The organism is Microbacterium sp. CIAB417 (genome assembly GCF_022788845.1).
The window spans coordinates 153,248-173,440 of sequence record NZ_JAHZUT010000006.1; the positions used below are offsets into that span (position 1 = coordinate 153,248).

The 20,193-nt window shown below is 70.4% G+C and carries 15 protein-coding genes; 9 read left to right on the top strand and 6 right to left on the bottom strand.

The window, feature by feature from the left end:
- The first annotated feature begins 24 nt into the window (after window positions 1-24).
- A complete protein-coding gene (locus tag KYX17_RS24355) occupies window positions 25-4,650 on the top strand; it encodes an ExeM/NucH family extracellular endonuclease (RefSeq protein ID WP_243230583.1) in 4,626 nt (1,541 codons plus the stop codon).
- 57 nt (window positions 4,651-4,707) lie between these two features.
- Here the strand turns inward: KYX17_RS24355 and KYX17_RS24360 are convergent, their stop codons facing one another.
- The gene (locus KYX17_RS24360; RefSeq protein ID WP_243230584.1) at window positions 4,708-5,316 is read right to left on the bottom strand and encodes a glyoxalase; all 609 of its coding nucleotides are present in this window, start codon (window positions 5,314-5,316) and stop codon (window positions 4,708-4,710) included.
- Window positions 5,317-5,424: 108 nt separating this feature from the next.
- Between KYX17_RS24360 and KYX17_RS24365 the strand changes: the two genes are divergently transcribed.
- Together KYX17_RS24365 and guaA are read left to right on the top strand one after the other, a co-directional pair.
- Window positions 5,425-5,958: a DUF3817 domain-containing protein gene (locus KYX17_RS24365; RefSeq protein ID WP_243230586.1), complete on the top strand. Its 534-nt coding sequence runs from the start codon at window positions 5,425-5,427 to the stop codon at window positions 5,956-5,958.
- Entirely contained in the window at window positions 5,955-7,532 is a 1,578-nt protein-coding gene (gene guaA / locus KYX17_RS24370) for a glutamine-hydrolyzing GMP synthase (protein WP_243230588.1), read from the top strand. The genes KYX17_RS24365 and guaA overlap by 4 nt, the downstream gene beginning before the upstream one ends.
- 76 nt (window positions 7,533-7,608) lie before the next feature.
- Here guaA and KYX17_RS24375 read toward each other — a convergent pair whose 3' ends face one another.
- Entirely contained in the window at window positions 7,609-9,585 is a 1,977-nt protein-coding gene (locus tag KYX17_RS24375) for a TPM domain-containing protein (RefSeq protein ID WP_243230590.1), read from the bottom strand.
- Between the two features lie 198 nt (window positions 9,586-9,783).
- On the opposite strand from KYX17_RS24375, the gene KYX17_RS24380 reads away from it, so the two are divergent.
- Both KYX17_RS24380 and KYX17_RS24385 read left to right on the top strand, forming a co-directional pair.
- The gene (locus KYX17_RS24380; RefSeq protein WP_243230591.1) at window positions 9,784-10,209 is read left to right on the top strand and encodes a YciI family protein; all 426 of its coding nucleotides are present in this window, start codon (window positions 9,784-9,786) and stop codon (window positions 10,207-10,209) included.
- Between the two features lies 1 nt (window position 10,210).
- The gene (locus KYX17_RS24385; RefSeq protein ID WP_243230593.1) at window positions 10,211-11,491 is read left to right on the top strand and encodes an RNA polymerase sigma factor; all 1,281 of its coding nucleotides are present in this window, start codon (window positions 10,211-10,213) and stop codon (window positions 11,489-11,491) included.
- 76 nt (window positions 11,492-11,567) lie between these two features.
- Here KYX17_RS24385 and KYX17_RS24390 read toward each other — a convergent pair whose 3' ends face one another.
- A complete protein-coding gene (locus KYX17_RS24390) occupies window positions 11,568-11,840 on the bottom strand; it encodes a GlsB/YeaQ/YmgE family stress response membrane protein (RefSeq protein ID WP_243230594.1) in 273 nt (90 codons plus the stop codon).
- Window positions 11,841-11,966: 126 nt separating this feature from the next.
- A complete protein-coding gene (locus KYX17_RS24395) occupies window positions 11,967-12,881 on the bottom strand; it encodes a Bax inhibitor-1/YccA family protein (RefSeq protein WP_243230596.1) in 915 nt (304 codons plus the stop codon).
- An 87-nt stretch (window positions 12,882-12,968) separates the two neighbouring features.
- Here KYX17_RS24395 and KYX17_RS24400 point away from each other — a divergent pair, with 87 nt between their 5' ends.
- Entirely contained in the window at window positions 12,969-13,955 is a 987-nt protein-coding gene (locus KYX17_RS24400) for a glycerophosphodiester phosphodiesterase family protein (protein ID WP_243230598.1), read from the top strand.
- 9 nt (window positions 13,956-13,964) lie between these two features.
- On the opposite strand, the gene KYX17_RS24405 is transcribed toward KYX17_RS24400, so the two are convergent.
- Window positions 13,965-14,363, bottom strand: a complete 399-nt coding sequence (locus KYX17_RS24405; RefSeq protein ID WP_243230600.1) for a YccF domain-containing protein — start codon at window positions 14,361-14,363, stop codon at window positions 13,965-13,967.
- 97 nt (window positions 14,364-14,460) lie between these two features.
- On the opposite strand from KYX17_RS24405, the gene KYX17_RS24410 reads away from it, so the two are divergent.
- From KYX17_RS24410 to KYX17_RS24420, 3 genes are all read left to right on the top strand, one after another.
- Window positions 14,461-15,507 carry an ABC transporter ATP-binding protein gene (locus KYX17_RS24410; RefSeq protein ID WP_243230602.1) on the top strand — a complete coding sequence of 349 codons (1,047 nt, stop codon included), beginning with the start codon at window positions 14,461-14,463 and terminating at the stop codon, window positions 15,505-15,507.
- On the top strand, window positions 15,504-16,523 hold the full coding sequence (locus KYX17_RS24415) for an ABC transporter permease (RefSeq protein WP_243230604.1): 1,020 nt from the start codon (window positions 15,504-15,506) through the stop codon (window positions 16,521-16,523). The genes KYX17_RS24410 and KYX17_RS24415 overlap by 4 nt, the downstream gene beginning before the upstream one ends.
- A gap of 119 nt (window positions 16,524-16,642) precedes the next feature.
- Entirely contained in the window at window positions 16,643-19,723 is a 3,081-nt protein-coding gene (locus tag KYX17_RS24420) for a lamin tail domain-containing protein (protein ID WP_243230606.1), read from the top strand.
- Between the two features lie 61 nt (window positions 19,724-19,784).
- Here the strand turns inward: KYX17_RS24420 and KYX17_RS24425 are convergent, their stop codons facing one another.
- Window positions 19,785-20,183, bottom strand: coding sequence for a pyridoxamine 5'-phosphate oxidase family protein (locus KYX17_RS24425; RefSeq protein ID WP_243230607.1), 399 nt, complete (start codon window positions 20,181-20,183; stop codon window positions 19,785-19,787).
- Window positions 20,184-20,193: the final 10 nt, after the last annotated feature.

The following is a 20,193-nucleotide window of genomic DNA, read 5'->3' on the forward strand; positions in this document are numbered from 1 at the left end:
TCCCGACCCGAGGAGACAGCAACGATGATGCCCGCCCCCGGCGCTGAGAACCACGCGGTTCCGGCGTCATTCCGCAGCAGGGGGCGCGTGCGCGTCCTCGCCGTGACCTGCGTCGCCGCTCTCGGCGCCGGCGCTCTGGTCACCACTCCCGCATTCGCGAACACGACCGGCACCGGCATCGTCATCAACGAGGCCTACCTCTCCGGCGGCAGCGCGGGGGCGGCGTTCACGAACAAGTTCGTGGAGCTCTACAACCCGACCAGCGAGCCCGTCACCCTCGACGGTCTGTCGCTGCAGTACCGGTCGGCGACCGGAACGGGCCCCTCGCACGGCGTCGCCGCGCTGACCGGGGTCATCCCGGCGGGCGGGTACTTCCTCGTGCAGGGCGGCAGCAACGGCTCGAACGGTCAGGCGCTGCCGACGGCCGACGTCGTCGGCGCCCTCAACCCGAGCGGCACCAACGGCACCATCGCGCTCGTGGAGGGCACCGCGGCCGTGACGCTCACTCCGGGATCCTCCGTCGGCGCGCAGGGCGTGATCGACCTCCTCGGCTACGGCAGCTCGAACACCTTCGAGACGGCCGCGGCCACTGCGCCGGCGGGCAACACCGACGTCAAGTCGCTGAACCGCACCGACGGCGCCGACACCGACGACAACAGCGCCGACTTCACGCTCTCGGCGACCATCACGCCGCAGAACTCCGGCGGCACCGAGCCGGAGGAGCCCGAGGAGCCGGAGGAGCCCACCGCGGTCTCCATCGCCGAGGTGCAGGGCACCGGAGGCACCTCTCCGCTGGACGGGCAGACCGTCCAGGTGACCGGCGTCGTCACCGGCGACTACCGCACCGGCGGCTACCGCGGCATCACGATTCAGACCGAGGGCTCCGGCGGGGAGGACCACGCCGCGGGCGACGCCTCCGACGGGGTGTTCGTCTTCCTCGACGCGCTGACCGCGGATGCCGAGATCGGAGACCTGGTCTCGGTCACCGGCGTCGTCGGCGAGTACTACGGCCAGACGCAGATCTCGCCGGCCGCGGCATCCCACGTCGAAGTCGTCACGCCGGACGCGGGCGTGCCGGCGACGACGCCGCTGCCGGACACGGTGACGGGCGACGCGCGCGAAGCGTACGAGAGCATGCTCGTCGCTCCGACCGGCACGTACCTCGTCGCCTCGAGCCACCAGCTGTACAACTACGGCACGCTCTGGCTGAACCCGGGAGAGCTCAACGTCAAGAGCACCGAGACGACCCGTCCCGGCGACGCAGCGAACGCGATCGCGGCCGAGAACCGCGCCGAGCGCATCCTGCTCGACGACGGCTGGTCCTCCCAGGTCACCAGCAACGCCCACCCGGGCGAGCAGCCGTACTTCACCGCGGACACCGTGGTGCGCAACGGCGACGCCGTGGACTTCGCCGACGCAGGGTACATCCTGCAGTACGGCTTCGACGACTGGAGGCTGCAGCCGGTCATCCCCATCGACGACGCGAGCGACGAGTCGTACACCGCGACCTTCACTGCGCAGAACCCGCGCACCGAGGCCGCGCCGGAGGTGGGCGGTGACGTGCAGGTCGCGGCGTTCAACGTCTACAACTACTTCACGACGCTCTCCAGCGAGAACCCGGACGCCCGCGGCGCCGAGACCGCCGAGGAGTTCGCGATCCAGAAGTCGAAGATCGTCACCGCGATCAACGCCCTGGACGCCGAGGTCGTGTCGCTGATGGAGATCGAGAACTCGATCCACTTCGGCAAGCCGGCCGACGCGGCGCTGGCCGATCTCGTCGACGGGCTCAACGACGACGCGGGCTCCGAGGTGTGGGACTACGTCCCGACCCCGGATGCGCTTCTCGAGACCGACACCGACGTGATCACGAACGCCATCATCTACAGGAAGGATGCCGTGACCGCCGTGGGCGACAGCGCCACGATCGTCGACGAGACGGTGTGGGACAACGCCCGGGAGCCGATCGCGCAGACGTTCGACGTCGACGGCAAGCTCGTCTCGGTGGTCGCGAACCACTTCAAGTCGAAGTCGCCGCCGTCCGGAGGCGGCACCGAGCCGGCCGACGGTCAGGGCTTCTTCAACGCCGACCGCGTCGCGCAGGCGCAGTCGCTGCTCGCCTTCACGGAGACGATCGCCGACACGAGCGGCAGCTCCGACATCCTGCTGCTCGGCGACTTCAACGCGTACGGTCAGGAGGACCCGATCGACGTGTTCGCGCAGGCCGGCTGGACCGACCTGGTCCCCGCGCAGGCGGAGGGGCAGTACACGTACACCTACGACGGCGAGCTCGGCTCGCTCGATCACGCGATCGCATCGCCGTCACTGGCGGCATCCGTGACCGGCACCGGCGTGTGGTCGATCAACTCCCCGGAGTGGAGCGACCGCGGGTATGCGTTCGGCGCTGCCGAATCGGGCACGCCGTACCGCTCCAGCGACCACGATCCTGTCATCGTCGGCATCTCGAGCGAGATCCCGCCGGTGTCGATCGACATCGTCACGATCAACGACTTCCACGGTCGGATCGAGGCGGACGGCGCTGCCGCCGGGGCCGCGGTGCTCGCCGGAGCCGTGCAGCAGTTGCGCGAGGCGAACCCGAACACCGTGTTCGCGGCGGCGGGCGATCTCATCGGCGCCTCGACGTTCACGTCGTTCATCCAGGACGACAACCCCACGATCGATGCGCTCAACGCCGCCGGCCTCGACGTCAGCGCGGCGGGGAACCACGAGTTCGACCAGGGCTGGGACGACCTCGAGGGTCGCGTCCAGGACCGGGCGGACTGGGAGTACATCAGCGCGAACGTGTTCGTCACCGAGACCGGCGAGCCGGCGCTCGCTCCGAGCTGGGTCACCGAGCTCGACGGGGTGAAGGTCGGCTTCATCGGAGCGGTGACGGAGGAGCTCGACTCCCTCGTCTCGCCCGAGGGCATCGCCGATCTGGAGGTGCGCAGCGTCGTCGACTCGGTCAACGACGTCGCAGCCGACCTGACCGACGGCGAGGCCGGCAACGGCGAGGCCGACGTGCTCATCCTCCTCGTCCACGAGGGCGCCACGAGCACCGAGGTCGAGAGCATCACGCCGGAGTCGGCGCTCGGCGAGATCGTCGCCGGCGTGGACGACAGCGTGAGCGCGATCGTGTCGGCGCACACTCACCTCGCCTACAACCACGTCATCGACGGCCGGCCGGTCGTCTCGGCGGGTCAGTACGGCGAGAACTTCGGGCTGATGAACCTCCAGGTCGACCCCGAGTCGAAGGAGCTGCTCTCCATCACCAACGAGATCAAGCCGCTCACCCAGGACGGCGAGCCGCTCTACCCGGCCGTCACCGAGGTCCAGGACATCGTCGACGCCGCGAAGGCGGAGGCCGATGTGCTCGGAGCCGAGAAGGTGGGCGAGATCACGGCGGACTTCAACCGGGCACGTCAGTCGAACGGCTCCGAGAACCGCGGTGGCGAGTCCACGATCGGCAACTTCGTCGCGGACGTGCAGAAGTGGGCCACCGGTGCCGACCTGGCGCTGATGAATCCCGGCGGCATCCGGGCGAACCTGTCCTACGCGAGCACCGGGGTGACGGATCCGGACGGCAACGTCACCTTCCGGGAAGCAGCGACGGTCCAGCCGTTCGCCAACACGCTCGTGACGCTGGAGCTCACGGGAGCGCAGCTGAAGAGCGTGCTCGAGGAGCAGTGGCAGCCGGAGGGCGCGAGCCGGCCGTTCCTGAAGCTCGGCGTCTCGGAGGGGCTGGTCTACACCTACGACCCGTCGGCGGCGCAGGGCGAGCGGATCACGTCGATCACGCTCGACGGGACGGCGATCGATCCCGCGGCGACCTACGTGGTCGCGGCGAACTCGTTCCTCGCCGCGGGCGGTGACAACTTCGCCACCTTCGCCGACGGCGCGAACAAGGCCGACACGGGCAAGATCGACCTCTCGTCCATGGTCGACTGGTTCGACGCGAACGGCACGGCCACTCCCGACCTCGCGCAGCGCGCCGTCGGCGTGACCCTCAGCCCCGCGGATGCCGACGGCTACAGCGCCGGTGACCAGGTGTCGATCGACCTGTCCTCGCTCGCGTTCAGCGCCGGAGAGGCGAACGGCACCGAGGTCGCCGTCTCGCTCGGAGACACCGTGCTCGCCTCCGGGCCGATCGATCCGGCGATCGTCGACACGACCGACGAGGCCGGCCGTGCGAGCCTGTCGTTCACGGTGCCCGATGGTGTGACCGGCGACCAGGCTCTGACGGTCTCCGTGGCCGAGACGGGCACGACCGTGCAGGTGCCGTTCACCATCGCGGGTGAGGAGCCGGCGGAGTTCGCCGGAACGATCGACGCGGACCGGAAGGTCAGCGCCGGCAAGAAGCTCGGCATCACGGGTGCCGACTTCGAGCCGGGCGAGACCGTCAGCATCCGCCTGCAGCCCAAGAAGGGCGAGGCGATCGAGCTCGGTGAGGTCGTCGTGGCGCAGGACGGCACGTTCGAGGCCTCCGTCACGGTGCCTCGGAGCGCGCAGCCGGGGAAGTACACCGTCGAGGTGTCGCAGGCCGACGGCGACACGGCGACCGACACGGTCACCGTCAACCGTGGCGGCGGCATCGGCGGAGCCATCGGGGACATCCTCGACTGGCTGTGGGACCTCATCACCGGCTGGTTCTGACATCGAACGACGAAGGCCGTCGGGGCGATCCCGACGGCCTTCGTCGTGTGCGCGCGCTCAGGCGGGTGAGGACCAGGTGAAGCCGTCCGGATCCGTGACGTCGCCGAGCGAGCCGCCGATCACGAGGCGATGCGATCCGGAGCCGTCCGCGTCGACGCCGGCGGATTTCGCGAGGGCGGCTCGCTTGTACAGCCCGAGGCCGATCGACCCCGTGGGGGTGTCGAAGTCCACGTAACTGCCGAAGCTCTTCTTCACGGCGAAGCCGCGGTCGACGTAGAACTGCTTGCTGATCGAGACCTTCTCGACGCCCAGGAGCAGCACGAACTCCTGGAACGCGCGGCTCGGGGGCGCGGCGTCCTTCTTGGCGGAGGTCGCGATGTTCCACACCGATCCGTCCGGAGCCTGCACGGTGCCGCCGAACCCCCACAGCGATTTCGCCGCGGGCTTGAGGCCCGTGGCGCCCGCTGCGATCGCATCGTCCAGCAGCAGCCGGGCGTCGGCGGGCTGGGCCACGATGAGTGACAGGGTGTATCCGCGGAACCCCGATGTCTCGGCATCCGTCGCGTGCAGCCGCAGCCGGTCGCCGATCCCGAAGGCCCGGGAGTAGAACGTCTCGGCCGCTGCCGGATCCGAGACTTCGAGGGTGATGCTGTCGATGGTGTTCATGCCGACGACGTTACGAGGGCGGTCGCGCCCGCGCTTCTCGATTCCTGACGGATTCAGCGTGAACCGGCGCGCCGGGGCCGGCGTTCCGGCGCGGGTAGACTGGACCCCATGCCCGAACCGAAAGCCGCCTCGTTCCCGAAGATCCGCGGGGCGCTGAGGTTCTATCAGATCGCCTCGATCATCACGGGTGTCATGCTCCTGCTGCTGCTGGCGGAGATGATCCTCAAGTACAGCCCCACGCATGTCGAGCTCTTCGCGGGCGGCTCAGGCGGGTTCCTCTGGTTCGCGCCCGTCATCGTGGGCGAGGGCTGCCAGTGGTACTCGCTGTTCGTGCCCGGGGGGATGGGGTGCGAGCTCGACTCCACCGGCCAGACCGCCGGCGGGCTGAACCTCTCGCTGTTCGTCCTCGTCGCGCACGGCTGGTTCTACGTCGTCTACCTCTTCGCGTGCTTCCGGGTGTGGAGCCTGATGCGCTGGCCGTTCCCGCGCTTCATCATGCTCGCGCTCGGCGGCATCGTCCCGCTGCTGTCCTTCTTCATGGAGGCCAGGGTCTCCCGTGAGGTGAAGACCTATCTCGCTTCCCGCGAAGCCGCGATCGCGGCCGACGCATCCGACACCACCACCCAGGAGGCCGCGCGATGAGCGCTGACACCGCCCAGCGTCCCGTGCTCGTCGTCGACTTCGGCGCCCAGTACGCGCAGCTGATCGCCCGCCGCGTCCGCGAGGCCGGCGTGTACAGCGAGATCGTCCCGCACACCGTCAGCGCGTCGGAGATCGCCGAGAAGAACCCGGTGGCGCTGATCCTCTCCGGCGGCCCGTCGTCGGTGTACGAGGCGGGCGCGCCGGATCTGGACGGCGGGATCTTCGACCTCGGCGTGCCCACACTCGGCATCTGCTACGGCTTCCAGGTCATGGCGCGCGCGCTCGGCGGCGAGGTGGCCAACACGGGCCTGCGCGAGTACGGCGCCACGGATGCCGCGCTCACCGGAGACGGCGGCGTGCTGCTGGGTGGGCAGCCCGCCGCTCAGAACGTGTGGATGAGCCACGGCGATCAGGTCGCGCGCGCGCCGGAGGGCTTCGAGGTGCTGGCGTCGACGGACGCGACGCCGGTCGCCGCCTTCGGCAGCGACGAGAAGTGCTTCTACGGCGTGCAGTGGCACCCCGAGGTGAAGCACTCCGACCACGGCCAGGAGGTCATCGAGAACTTCCTGCACAAGGCGGCCGGACTCGCGGCGGACTGGAACAGCGGCAACGTCATCGAGGAGCAGGTCGCGCGCATCCGCGAGCAGGTCGGCTCGGCGCGGGTCATCTCGGCGCTCTCCGGCGGTGTGGACTCTGCTGTCTCGACCGCGCTGGTGCACCGGGCGATCGGCGATCAGCTGACCGCGGTGTTCGTCGACCACGGGCTGCTCCGCAAGGGGGAGCGCGAGCAGGTCGAGCGGGACTACGTCGCCTCGACCGGCGTGCGCCTGATCACAGTGGATGCCGCCGAGACGTTCCTCGGGCACCTGGCGGGCGTGACGGATCCGGAGCAGAAGCGCAAGATCATCGGCCGCGAGTTCATCCGCGCGTTCGAGAAGGTGCAGCGCGAGCTCGTCGACGAGGCGAAGGCGTCCGGTGAGCCGGTGCGCTTCCTGGTGCAGGGCACGCTGTACCCGGACGTCGTGGAATCCGGCGGAGGCACGGGCACGGCGAACATCAAGTCGCACCACAACGTCGGCGGACTTCCCGACGACCTGGACTTCGAGCTCATCGAGCCGCTGCGCACGCTGTTCAAGGACGAGGTGCGCGCGATCGGACGCGAGCTGGGGCTTCCGGAGGCGATCGTCGCGCGTCAGCCGTTTCCGGGCCCCGGCCTCGGCATCCGCATCGTGGGCGAGGTCACCGCTGACCGTCTCGAGGTTCTGCGCGAGGCCGACGCCATCGCCCGTGAGGAGCTGACGAAGGCGGGCCTGGACGGGGAGATCTGGCAGTGCCCGGTCGTGCTGCTGGCGGACGTGCGCTCGGTGGGCGTGCAGGGCGACGGTCGCACCTACGGGCATCCGATCGTGCTGCGGCCGGTCTCGAGCGAGGACGCCATGACGGCCGACTGGACGCGGCTGCCCTACGACGTGCTCTCCAAGATCTCGAACCGCATCACGAACGAGGTGCGCGAGGTCAACCGGGTCGTGCTCGATGTCACCTCGAAGCCCCCGGGGACCATCGAGTGGGAGTGAGCTGAAGGAGCGGATGCTGCGGCATCCGCTCCTTCGTCGTTTCGCCTGGGGTCTCCGCGGCTCGCGGTGCCGGATCCTAGAACCGGCGGCCGCCGGAGCGTCCGGACGACCTGCTGCCGCCCGAGGACCGGCTTCCGCCGAAGGATCCGAACGACCGGCTGCCGGACGATCGGGACGAACCGCCCCAGGAGGAACGCGATGACCCGCCCCACCCGGAGGAGCTGCCGCCGTCCCGGCCGAACGCGCCGGAGAGCGCGCCGAGGACGACCCCGCCGATCACGAACATCACGATCACGCCCGGCTCGTCGCCGGCGACCCCGATGCTGCTGACGAATCCGGCGACCCCGCCGACGACGCCTCCCCACACAGCCTTCCCGCCGCGCCCGTCATCGTCGGAGGCGTACGAGCGCCGCCGATCCGAGGCGCCGCTCACGCCGGAGGAGGGCGGATCGAACATCACGGCTTCCCGCTCAGCGGACGCAGACGAGCGCGCGTATCGGCGCCGTTCCGAGGCGACCGGTGCACTGATCAGACTCTGCACCTGTTCGGCCGCGGCGAGAGCGGAAGCGGCCAGTCTCTCGGCCTCCTCCGTCTCGGCGGCCGCCGTGGCCGCGGCCAGCTGACGTTGCGCGAAGTACAGACGACTCAGCGGGAACGAGCTCACCCCGCCCGCACGGGCCCGCACGGACAGTTCGGCGGCATGCACGGCGGCCTCGGCCTGCGCGAGAACCGAGGCGGTCGACGCCGTCGGTGCGGCGGCCTCGGCCGCCTCCGCTGCTCGTGCGGCCGCCACGCCGGCGCGCGCGGCGAGGGCTTCCGCCTCCGCGCCGACGGCGTCGCGCAGGTCCTTCGCCTCGGCCAGCAGCCGCTCGATCTCGTGCACCGCACGCGTGATCGCCTTCGCCCTGCGCGCGTCCACGGCCTTCTGCAGCGCCGCGAGCTGCTCGTCGGCGGCCTCCAGCCGGTCCGTGATCTCGGCGGGGTTGTCCGCCACGCCCGCCAGTTCCGCGGCGGAGAAGACCTCGGTGAGGGATGCGAGACGATCTGCGGCCTCACCGGGGAATGCCGCAGCCGCAGCGCGCTCGGATCGCAGCCGTGTCAGGGTCTCCGTCGCCGAATCGGTCAGAGCGCGCAGGGAGGCCAGTTCGCGCTTGCGTCCCTCGAGGTCCGCATCCACCTCACCGCACAGCCGGATGATGGTGTCGGTCCAGGAACGGGTCTCCGCGGGACTGTCCTCATCGGCGTCCTGGAGCTTCTCGAGGAGTTCGAACGCCTCCTGCAGGCGCGAGCGGCAGGCGGACAGCACCGTGGCGAACTCGGTCGTGGTCTCCTCTCCGAACTCGGCCGTGACGAAGCCGAGCTCCTGTTCGCTGGTGCGCACCGCCTCGTCCGTCCGGACCAGTTGCCGGGCGGCGCGCTTCTTCTGCCCTTCCAGCGTCCGCAGCTCCGCGGCCAGTGCGGCCCGGCGCCGCAGGAACAGCACGAGGCGCGTGACGAGGAAGATGATCAGCGCCAGGATGGCGAGGCCGAGCAGCCAGACCCACCACGGCCACGGGACCTCGTCGAACTCGTCGGCGACGAAGGCGATCCCGCCCGCCCAATCGTCGTCGGCGAGGTGCTCCGCCCCGAGCTCGTCCTCGATGCCGAGCACGCGCGACTCGGAGAGCGGTCCGGCGGCGACGCCGTCGCCTCCGTATTCGGCTGAGATGGCGAGGCTGCGTCCTTCCGTGGCGATCGCCAGCAGGTACTGATCCGAGCCGAGGTTGTTCCGCCTCGCCGTGGCATCCGCCCAGGCGAGCGCGTTGCTCGGATCCTCGAAGTCGGGCACCAGCACCACGAACAGCTCCGGCCGACCGTCCGCGGATGCGAGCTCCGCGAGACGCTCCTCGAGCCGGGCCTCCTCCGTCTCGGCGAGCACATCGGACACGTCGGTGATGTGCCCCGGGTCGAGATCGAGCGGAGTCGCGGCCCGCGCCGCGACTCCGGGGCCGAGGATCAGGCCGAGGAGCAGCGCCATCGTTCCCGCCGCGGCCAGGGGTCGTCTCGATCTCATCGTTCCTCCGCCCTCGAAGATCGTCCTGGGTAAGCATGGCATGCCGTCAGGGCGCTTCCCACGCGCCGGCGCGCCAGACCCGGGGCATACGCGCAGAAGGATTTCGGAGAAATTCCGGATGCCGTGTCGATCCGGCGTCTTCCGGTTCGACGTCTTCAGTGAGAGGGTCGAGACACGACCCGGACGAGGAGAAGAGAAATGAAGTACATGCTCATCATGCGCGCGGACGACTCGGGCGTCGAGGCGTACAACGAGATCCCCTTCGAGCAGGTCATCGAGGCGATGGGGAAGTACAACGAGTCCATGATGAAGGCGGGCGTCCTGCTCGCCGGAGAAGGTCTGACGGATGCCGCTGAGGGATTCGTCGTCGACTACTCCGCCGAGGCCCCGCTGGTCACGGACGGTCCCTACGGCGAGACCAAGGAGCTCTTCAACGGCTTCTGGATCATCGAGGTGTCCTCCCGGGAAGAGGCGGTCGAATGGGCCAAGCGCGCCCCGCTCGGTCCCGGTGCCTTCCTCGAGGTGCGCCGCGTGACGGAGATGGAGGACTTCCCGGCCGACAACGAGTGGATCCAGAAGGAAGAGGGCTGGCGCGAGGAGCAGGCGCAGCGCGCCCAGAAGTGACATGCCGGAGATCGAACGCGCGCAGGGGACGCGCTCCGCGGATGACGTGGAGCGCGCCCTCGCCGCCGTGTGGCGGATCGAGTCGGCGAAGATCACCGCGACGCTGACCCGCATGGTCGGCGACTTCGCCCTGGCCGAGGACCTCGCGCAGGAGGCGCTCGTCGAGGCGCTGAGGCAGTGGCCCGCCGAGGGCGTTCCCCGCAATCCGGCGGCCTGGCTCACCGCCGTCGCGAAGCGCCGGGCGATCGACACCTGGCGCCGGCAGGAGCGATACGACGATCGGCTCTCGGCGATCGCGCACGATCTGGAGCGCGAGCAGGCGGATGCCGCGACCGCCGATCCCTGGGATCCCGATGAGATCGACGACGACGTGCTCCGACTCATCTTCATCTCCTGCCACCCGGTGCTCTCGCGCGAAGCGCGGGTGGCGCTCACCCTGCGGGTCGTCGGAGGCCTGTCGACCGAGGAGATCGCGCGCGCGTTCATGATCCCGGTCGCCACCGTGCAGCAGCGCATCGTGCGTGCGAAGAAGACGCTGTCGGCGGCGAACGTGCCGTTCGAGGTGCCGCCGCGCGACGAGCAGGCCGCGCGCCTGGGGGCGGTCCTCGGCGTGCTGTACCTCATCTTCAACGAGGGCCACGCCGCCACCAGCGGAACCGACTGGATGCGTCCGGAGCTGAGCATGGAGGCCATCCGCCTGGCCCGCGTCCTGGTGGCGCTGCTGCCGAAGGAGCGCGACGCGCTGAGCATCCTCGCCCTCATGGAACTCACCGCCGCCCGGTTCCCGGCGCGCGTGGACGCGAAGGGCGATCCGATCCTCCTCGCCGACCAGGACCGGCGTCGCTGGGATCGGGGCCGGATCGCGGCCGGGCGCGCGGCACTCGCGCGGGCCGACGCGCTCGGCGCGCGTACCGCGTACGGGCTGCAGGCCGCGATCGCGGAGTGCCATGCGACCGCGGCCTCCGTCGAGGACACCGACTGGGACCGGATCGTCGTCCTCTACGAGGCGCTCGGGCGCATCGCGCCGTCGCCGGTCGTCGAGCTCAACCGGGCCGCAGCGATCACGATGGCGACCGGGCCGGCGTCGGCGCTGCGCGAGATCGACCGGCTCGCGGCATCCGGTGCTCTGAAGGGATACCACCTGCTGCCGGCGACGCGCGGGGAACTGCTGCTGCGACTCGGCCGGGACGACGAGGCCCGGTCCGAGTTCGCCGTCGCCGCCCGGCTCGCCGGCAACGAGCGGGAACGCGCGATCCTGGCGGCGAAGGCCGCCGGTAGCTGAACGCTGACATGCCGAGAGGGCAGAAACGCACGGTGTCCGGCTTGCGGACTGTGCGTTTCTGCCCTCTCGGGGTCGGTCAGTCGTCGACCTTCTGACCCCGCCCGACGATCAGGCCGTAGATCAGCAGGACGAGGATCGCGCCGCCGATCGCGAGCAGCCAGGTGCCGAGGTCCCAGAACTCCGTCAGGGGACGGTTCAGCAGCAGGCTCCCGAGCCAACCGCCCAGGATGGCGCCGACGACGCCGAGGAGAAGGGTCACGAACCAACCGCCGCCCTGGCGTCCGGGCAGGATCAGCTTCGCGATCGCTCCGGCGATCAGTCCGAGGAGAAGGAATCCGAGGAAGCTCATGAGGGGCCTCTTTTCTGTAGTCGGTCGTCCCAGACTGGCGGTCCGTCGACGGGAGGACAAGGCCTTGACAACGTGAAACGACCCGCCTCCGAGGAGACGGGTCGTTCACGTGAATGAGGGTCGGAGTCAGTCGCTGCCGCGCACGATCGCGATGATGCGCAGGATCTCGACGTACAGCCAGACGACCGTGACCATGATGCCGAAGCCGCCGAGCCAGCCGTACTGACGGGGAGCGCCGTTGCGCACGCCCTGCTGGATCTGGTCGAAGTCCAGCACCAGCGAGTACGCCGCCATGAAGACGACCAGGACGCCGATGATGAGACCGAGCGGGATGCCCATGATGGGCTGGCTGTACAGGCCGAACGCCTGGTCCTGCGGCAGGACGCCGGTCCACATCAGGATGAGGTTCAGCACCGAGAAGACCAGGTAGCCGACCATCGCGATCATCACGATCTTGGTCATCTTCTTCGACGCGCGGATCTTGCCGCTGGCGAAGAGGGCCAGCGTGACGCCGACGACGGAGAGCGTCGCGAGCGTCGCCTGCATGACGATGCCGGGCCAGATGATCTCGAAGAACGCCGAGATCGCACCGACGAAGAGCCCCTCGAACGCGGCGTACGCGAAGATCAGCGCCGGGCGGACCTTCTTGCGCGACGTGAACGTGACGACCATGGCGAGCACGAAGCCGCCCAGGGCGCCGACCATCCACGGCAGGAGGTTGGCCTGGCCGGTGTTGTAGAAGCTCGTGGCGGTCCAGATCCAGCCGACCGCGGCCGTGACGAGGAGGATCGCGAACAGGCCGACCGTCTTCCAGATCGTGTCCTCGACCGTCATCCGGTCGGTCTCGACGGCACCGGCGGCGGGAGCCGCGTACATGCCCTCGAGCTGCGCGTTGGTCGCGGCGTCGATGCTCGCGTGCTGGAACGAGGCGGCCTGCGCACCCTGGCCCGCCTGCGCAGCCTGCGGTCCACCCGGGTAGGTCGCGACGTTGCGCGGATCCTGCTGCTGGAACGCCGGGTTGTTGAATGCGAAATTGCTCATAAGGCCTCACTCCAAGGGGGTCTTGATATCGCTTGCGTCCAGACTACCCGCCCGGGTGATATCCGTGCGCTGTTCTACGCTGAGAGCATGCCCAGGAAAGCGCCCCTCGTCATCGGCCATCGCGGCGCACCGGGGTACCGCCCGGAGCACAGCCGGTCGGCGTACGAGCTCGCTCTGGCGATGGGGGTGGACGCCGTCGAGCCCGATGTCGTCGCGACCAGGGACGGCGTTCTCGTGGTCCGGCACGAGAACGAGATCTCCGGCACCACGGACGTCGCCGACCGTCCGGAGTTCGCCTCCCGCCGCACGACGAAGACCGTGGACGGGCAGGCGCTCACCGGCTGGTTCACCGAGGACTTCACGTGGGACGAGCTGGCGACGCTGCGCGTCCGCGAGCGGCTGCCGGAGCTGCGCACCTCGAGCGCGACCTTCGACGACACGCAGCCGATGCTGCGGCTCCTCGACGTGCTCGACATCGTCCGCGCGGGGTCCGTCGAGCACGGCCGCGAGATCGGCGTCGTCCTCGAGATCAAGCACGCGACATACTTCCAGGGCATCGGCCTCGACCTGGCGCCCCTGATCGCGCGCGACCTGCGCGCGGCCGGCTGGGCGGACGGCGAGCTGCCGCTGATCATCGAGTCCTTCGAGTCCACCGTGCTCGCGCACCTGCGGGCGGCCGGCATCGCAGCATCCTACGTCTACCTCATCGAGGCGAAGGGGCGTCCGTTCGACCTCGTCCAGGCGCAGGGCCGCGCCGCGCTGAGCTACAAGGCGACGGTCCTGCCCGCCGGGCTCGACGCCCTCGCGGGGGTCGTCGACGGCATCAGCGTCAACAAGCGGATGCTGCTGGCCCGAGGGAACTCGATCGTCGCGGACGCGCACGCCCGCGGGCTCACCGTCTTCACGTGGACGTGCCGCCCCGAGAACGCGTTCCTCGCGCCGGAGTATCGCGGGGTCGGCGGGCGCTCGGACCATGGCGACTACGAGGCCGAATGGGATGCGATCGCGCACACCGGGGTCGACGGCGTCTTCGTCGACCACCCCGATCTCGGCGTGGCGTTCTTCCGCGACTGACCGCCGCACCTACAGGGTGCGGTCGAACGCCCCCGACCCGGTCTTCACGATCTCCTTGCCGAGCGGCATGAGCGACACCGGCACGAGCTTGAAGTCCGCGATCCCCATCGGGATGCCGATGATCGTGATGCACAGCGCGATCCCGGACACGATGTGGCCGATGGCCAGCCACCAGCCGGCGAGAATCACCCAGATGACGTTGCCGAGGAAGGAGCCGACGCCCGCGGTGGGCTTGCTGACGACCTCGCGCCCGAAGGGCCAGATCGCGTAACCGGCGATGCGGAAGGAGGCGATGGCCCACGGGATGGTCACGATCGGGATGCACAGCAGGATGCCGGCCAGCACGTAGCCCAGGAACAGGGCCCAGCCGGCGAGGATCAGCCAGATGATGTTCAGGATCGTGCGCATGCTCCGATCATGCCAGCGCGTGCTGAGCATCCGCCGCGCGCTGTGCGTCGCCTGCGAGTTCCCCGGCCGCGGAGCGAACGGATGCCATGATGACCGGATGACCGGAATCATCGCCGAAGGCGTCAGCAGATCGTTCGGCGAGGTCCACGCCGTCCAGCACGCGAGCTTCCATGCTCAGGCGGGGCGCGTGACAGGACTGGTCGGACCGAACGGAGCCGGCAAGACCACTCTGCTGCTCATGCTCGCCTCCCTGCTCGCCCCCGACGCCGGCAGCATCCGCATCGGCGATGTCGACCCGCTGGTCGATCCCCTCGCGGCTCGGCGGATGCTGGGCTGGATGCCGGACGCGCTCGGCGCGTGGCCGTCGCTGACCGCGAGAGAGACGGTCGCCACGACCGCCCGGCTGTACGACCTGTCGAAGCCGGATGCCGCCGCACGCGCGGCGGAGCTGCTCGCATTGGTCGGGCTGCAGGAGCTCGCCGACGCGCCGGCCAAGGTGCTCTCGCGCGGGCAGAAGCAGAAGCTCGGGCTCGCACGCGCCCTCGTGCACGACCCCCAGGTGCTGCTGCTCGACGAGCCCGCCTCGGGTCTGGATCCGGAGGCACGCGTGCAGTTGCGCCTGCTTCTGCGACGGCTGGCGGGCGAGGGGCGCACGATCCTGATCTCGAGCCACATCCTGTCGGAGCTCGAAGAGGTCGTCGACGACGCCGTGTTCCTCGTGGCCGGATCCGTGGTCGAGGCGGCACCGGCCCCGTCGACCGCGCGCGCGTGGCGGATCCGGTTGGCAGGGGCCGCGCCGGAGCGCTTCGCCGCCGACGCCTGGCAGGTCGCATCGACTCTCGGCCTGCCCGTCGAGTCGCTCGGAACTGACCGAGGGGCGATCCTGGTCGCGTTCCACGGCGAGGACACCGCGGCGGACGCGCTACGGAGGCTGGTCGAGGCGCAGCTGGCCGTCTCGGAGTTCGCGCCGGCGCAGAGCGAGCTCGAACACGCCTTCCTCAGCATCCGCAGCGCAGCGCCTCGAGCCGTGCCGCCGACGGACGGCTCGCGCCCGCCGGTGCCGCCGCCCGCATCCGCAGCGCCGCCTCCGGCCTCCTCATCGCCGGCGACGCAGCCCTCGACCGGGACGGAGACCGAGGCATGAACGCCGCGCACATCGGCACCATCGCCCGACTCGAACTGACGCAGCGGCTGCGCAGCGTCGGCTGGTACATCCTGCTCGGCGTGTACGCGCTGCTGCTCATCGGCATCACCGCTCTGGCTTTCCTGGTCTACTCGTGGGGCGATGCGACCGGCGCCGGGGTCTACTCGATCGTCGTGAACGTCGTGCTGCTGCTCGTCGTGCTCGTGTCGCCGACGTTGAGCGGCAACGCCATCAACGGCGACCGCGACGCGGCGACCCTCGCCGCCATCCAGGTGACGGCCGCTTCGACGGGCGACATCATGCTCGGCAAGCTCCTCGCGGCCGTCGCGACCGGCGGGGCGTTCCTGCTCGTGGCCGTGCCCTTCCTGGTGATCTCCCTGGTGGGCGGCGGCGCGAACGCGCTCGTGCTGCTCGTCTCCTTGGTCGTGCTCGCCGTCGAGATCGTCATCGTCGCGGCGATCGGGGTCGGCCTCAGCGGCCTCATCGCGCGTCCGCTCTTCTCCGTCGCGGCGACCTACCTCGTCGTTGCGGCGCTCACGATCGGGACGCTCATCGTGTTCGGCCTCGGCGGCATGGCGCTGCGCAGCGAGGCCACGAGCTACAGCCGTCCGTACGACGCGCAGGGCGAGGTCATCTGCGACGAATGGGACACCTACACGTATGAGGTGCCGCGGTTCGACCGGGTGTGGTGGGTGCTGTCGGCCAACCCGTTCGTCGTGCTCGCGGACGCCACGCCCACCGAGTTCGACGACGACGGCTACCCGGTGGACCTCTTCGGGCAGATCAAGTACGGCGTCCGCATGGCGCAGCAGCCGCCGATCGAACAGCGCTGGGACGAGTGCGACCGCGGCTACGAGGCCTACCCGACGCCGCAGGAATCGATGGACGGCACCGTTCCGAGCTGGTTCGTCGGTCTCGGCGTCCAGATCCTCGTCGCCGGCGGGCTGTTCGCCGGCGCGTGGGCGCGGACGAGGACTCCCGCGCGCCGGCTGCCCCCGGGAACGCGCATCGCCTGAGGCCGTCGCGCCGAAACGGCCACGTGCTGTTCACCGGCGGTACACCGGTGCGTCGTCGTGCGGCCATGCGGCATCGCTGATCTGAGGGGGCACCCGTTCCTCTCTGACCCAGGAGTCCCATGTCCCGCCTGCTCCGCGGGGCGGCGCTCACGGCGGTCGGCGCGCTCAGCGCCGCCACCCTGCTCGCCGCACCTGCTGCCGCCTCCGGCATCCGTCCTGCAGAGGTCGTCGCGTCGCCGACGATCGTCCTCAACGAGATCGTCTACGACGACGCCTCGACCGGCCTCGCCGACCAGGTCGAGCTGTACAACGCGGGCACCGAAGCGGTCTCGCTCGACGGCTGGCGCATCGCCGACGACAAGCGCGACTCGTACGGCCAGGCGCCGGCGGGCACCGTCCTGGAGCCCGGCGGGTTCCTCGTGCTCGAGAAGGACGTGGACTTCGACTTCGGGCTCGGCAAGGGCGACGAGGTCGTGCTGTTCGACCCGACGGATGCCGAGGTCGACGCCTACGCGTACGAGAACACCGCTCCGCTCGCGGTCTGGGCGCGCTGCCCCGACGGCACGGGGGAGTGGGCGCACGCCACCGCGGCGACGCCGGGAGCGGCGAACGACTGCACGGTCGCGCCGGTGCCCGGTGCGATCCTGATCAACGAGGTCGACTCGCAGCCGGCCGACTGGGTCGAGTTCCACAACCCGGGCACCGAGGCGCTGGACATCTCGGGATACGAGATCCGCGACAACTCGGACGATCACCGCTGGAGGTTCCCCGCCGGCACGCAGCTCGAGGCTGGAGCCTTCCTCGTCGTCGAGGAGGGGACGATGGGCATCGTCGACGGCGTCGAGACGGCGTTCCGTGACCCGATCGGCATCGGCAGCGCCGACCGCATCCGCCTGTTCGACACGAGTGGAGCGCTCGTCGACGACACCGAGCCGTGGGACGGTCACGCCGCGATCGACGGCGACTTCGCCGCGGCCACGCTGGCGCGGTGCCCCGATGGCCGCGGGGCCTTCGTGCTCGCGCACCCCACGCCGGGGACCGCCAACTCGTGCGTGACGCCGGATGTCGCGATCAACGAGATCGAGTCGAACGGCGACACCACCGACTGGGTCGAGGTCGTGAACCTCGAGAGCACGGCCGTCGACATCTCGGGCTGGAGCGTCATGGACTCCGACCCGGTCGGTCACGCGGCAGAGACCACGCCCTTGCCGGCCGGCACGGTCCTCGAGCCCGGCGCCTACTTCGTCTTCGATCAGCCCGCGGACTTCGTGTTCGGTCTGGGGGGCGGCGACACGGTGACGATCCGGGACGCCGCCGGCAGCACCGTGGCTGAGCACGTGTACGCGGATCACGCCGACGGCGTCTGGGCGCGCTGCGCGGACGGCACCGGCGAGTTCACGGACCTCGCGACCTCGACCAAGGGCTTGCGCAACGCCTGCGGGAACCCGGTCCGGATCAACGAGGTCGAGTCCGACGGCGGCTCTCCGGACGACTGGATCGAGCTCGCCAACCCCACGGCATCCGACCTGGACGTCTCGGGCGTCGTCGTGAAGGACGACGACGACGCGCACGCGTACGAGATCCCCGCCGGCACGATCATCCCCGCCGCCGGCCACCACGTCATCGAGCGGGAGGAGCTCGGCTTCGGCCTCGGTGATGGCGACGTCGTGCGGGTGTTCGACGGCGACCTCCTGGTCGACGAGACGAGTTGGGGCGACGGGCACGCCGCGACGACGTGGGGACGCTGCCCCGACATCACCGGCGCGTTCGCCGCGACGGCCGAGGCGACCAAGGGTGCGGCGAACGTCTGCGCGGGCGAGATCGCGGTGTCGCCGTGGCCCGGTTCGGCCGAGGTCCGGGTGCTCGACGCGGTTCCGGCCTTCCTCGAGGACAGTTCCGGTCTCGACATCCAGGAGACCGAGGACGGCGCATTCCTGTGGGCGGTCGACAACGGCGAGGGCCGCATCTGGAAGCTCGAGGCGAAGGCGGACGGATCGGTCGCGAAGGCCGACGGCTGGGACGAGGGCAAGCGCGTCCGGTTCCAGAAGGACGCGGCCGATGCCGGTGCCGCGGGTCCGGACACCGAGGGCATCACGGTCGACGGTGACGGAGCGGTGTATGTCGCCAGCGAACGCGACAACGCGGCCAAGGGCGTCAATCAGAACGTCGTGCTGAAGGTGGACCCGGATGCCTCGGCATCCGATCTGGTGGCCGAACAGGAGTGGGACCTCACCGCCCTGCTCCCGGCGGTCGGCGCGAACCTGGGCATCGAGGCCGTCGAATGGGTCTCGGATGAGGTGCTCGAGGGCACTCTTTTCGACGACACCACCGGCGCCGCCTACGACCCCGCGGCGCATCCGGGTCACGGAGACGGACTGTTCTTCACCGCGGTCGAGGACAACGGCCACGTGTACGCGTTCGCGCTCGGCGCGGACGGATCCGCGACGCTCGTGTCGGAGATCGCTCCGGGACTCGCCGGCGTCATGGCGCTGGACTACGACAGCGTGCGGGGCGTGCTGTGGGCGGTGTGCGACGACGGCTGCCAGGGCCGTTCGGCGCAGATCGCGCTGAACGGCACCGCACAGCCCGGCATCGCGCACTTCGCGCGTCCGGCCGGGATGCCCGACATCAACAACGAGGGCTTCGCGACGGCACCCGCCTCGCTGACGGTCGACGGCCAGCGGCCGGTGTGGTGGTTCGCCGACGGCTTCGCGTCCGAGGCGCTGCGCGTGGGCACCCTGCCCGGCGAGGGCGGAGAGAACCCGGGCGGCGAGAACCCGGGCGGTTCGACGCCCCCGCCGTCCGGCACGGACCTCGTCGAGGGCAACCGCAACGGCGTGACCGTGAATCCGTCCACGGCCGCCGCAGGCGATGAGGTGACCGTGACCGCAGGGGCGGAGCAAGCGGGCGCCGAGATCGCGGTCTGGATGTTCTCCGACCCGGTGCGCCTCGCGACCGGCACGCTCGATGCGGAGGGCGAGATCACCGTCACCATCCCGGCCGATGCGGCCGCGGGCGCGCACCGGATCGCCGTGTACGACGCCGACGGACAGCTCATCGGCTGGGCTGACATCACGATCACCGCAGCGGGCGGCCTCGCGGCGACCGGTGCCACGCTGCCCGTCGCCGCCCTGGTGCTGGCCGTGCTGCTGCTGGCGGCGGGCGCGATCGCGATCCGGCGCCGGGCCGCGGCGGTCTGACACGGCTGGGGCGCGGGAGACGGAATCCGTCTCCCGCGCCCCTCGTCGTGACGGCCGCGGATCAGTCGCGCGGATCACGGCGAACGCGTCGTCCGCTCACCTCGGACACGGCCAGGCGCAGGGCGACGTCGCGGTCCGCTCCCGCCCACGGGGACACCTGGACCCTGGCCGCGCTCTTCTCGGCGGGCGTCGCGAGGGCGAGGGTCGCCTGCAGCAGGACGCTCCAGCCGGATCCGGCGAGGTCCGTGTGATGGTCGACCTCGAACGCCACGGCGGCCCCCTCGTCCGCCAGCGAGCGCAGGATGCCGTCCGGTGCGGTGTGGAGGATCAGGTCCCGCCCCGACAGGGCGTAGTTGACCGGAATGATCTCCACCCGCGCGTCGCGGACGAATCCGATGCGCCCCACGGTGGTCGACCCGAGCAGGTCGTAGCACTGCTTCTCGTCCAGGGTGCCGATCATCCTCTGCCCT

Bases quoted from the DNA above. Each gene is read 5' to 3' on its own strand.
- KYX17_RS24415 (WP_243230604.1), top strand. From the start codon at position 15,504: ATGAACGCCGCGCACATCGGCACCATCGCCCGACTCGAACTGACGCAG.
- KYX17_RS24385 (WP_243230593.1), top strand. From the start codon at position 10,211: ATGCCGGAGATCGAACGCGCGCAGGGGACGCGCTCCGCGGATGACGTG.
- KYX17_RS24425 (WP_243230607.1), bottom strand. From the start codon at position 20,183: ATGATCGGCACCCTGGACGAGAAGCAGTGCTACGACCTGCTCGGGTCG.
- KYX17_RS24355 (WP_243230583.1), top strand. From the start codon at position 25: ATGATGCCCGCCCCCGGCGCTGAGAACCACGCGGTTCCGGCGTCATTC.
- KYX17_RS24390 (WP_243230594.1), bottom strand. From the start codon at position 11,840: ATGAGCTTCCTCGGATTCCTTCTCCTCGGACTGATCGCCGGAGCGATC.
- KYX17_RS24375 (WP_243230590.1), bottom strand. From the start codon at position 9,585: ATGAGATCGAGACGACCCCTGGCCGCGGCGGGAACGATGGCGCTGCTC.
- KYX17_RS24410 (WP_243230602.1), top strand. From the start codon at position 14,461: ATGACCGGAATCATCGCCGAAGGCGTCAGCAGATCGTTCGGCGAGGTC.
- KYX17_RS24380 (WP_243230591.1), top strand. From the start codon at position 9,784: ATGAAGTACATGCTCATCATGCGCGCGGACGACTCGGGCGTCGAGGCG.
- KYX17_RS24365 (WP_243230586.1), top strand. From the start codon at position 5,425: ATGCCCGAACCGAAAGCCGCCTCGTTCCCGAAGATCCGCGGGGCGCTG.
- KYX17_RS24400 (WP_243230598.1), top strand. From the start codon at position 12,969: ATGCCCAGGAAAGCGCCCCTCGTCATCGGCCATCGCGGCGCACCGGGG.
- KYX17_RS24405 (WP_243230600.1), bottom strand. From the start codon at position 14,363: ATGCGCACGATCCTGAACATCATCTGGCTGATCCTCGCCGGCTGGGCC.
- KYX17_RS24420 (WP_243230606.1), top strand. From the start codon at position 16,643: ATGTCCCGCCTGCTCCGCGGGGCGGCGCTCACGGCGGTCGGCGCGCTC.
- KYX17_RS24395 (WP_243230596.1), bottom strand. From the start codon at position 12,881: ATGAGCAATTTCGCATTCAACAACCCGGCGTTCCAGCAGCAGGATCCG.
- guaA (WP_243230588.1), top strand. From the start codon at position 5,955: ATGAGCGCTGACACCGCCCAGCGTCCCGTGCTCGTCGTCGACTTCGGC.
- KYX17_RS24360 (WP_243230584.1), bottom strand. From the start codon at position 5,316: ATGAACACCATCGACAGCATCACCCTCGAAGTCTCGGATCCGGCAGCG.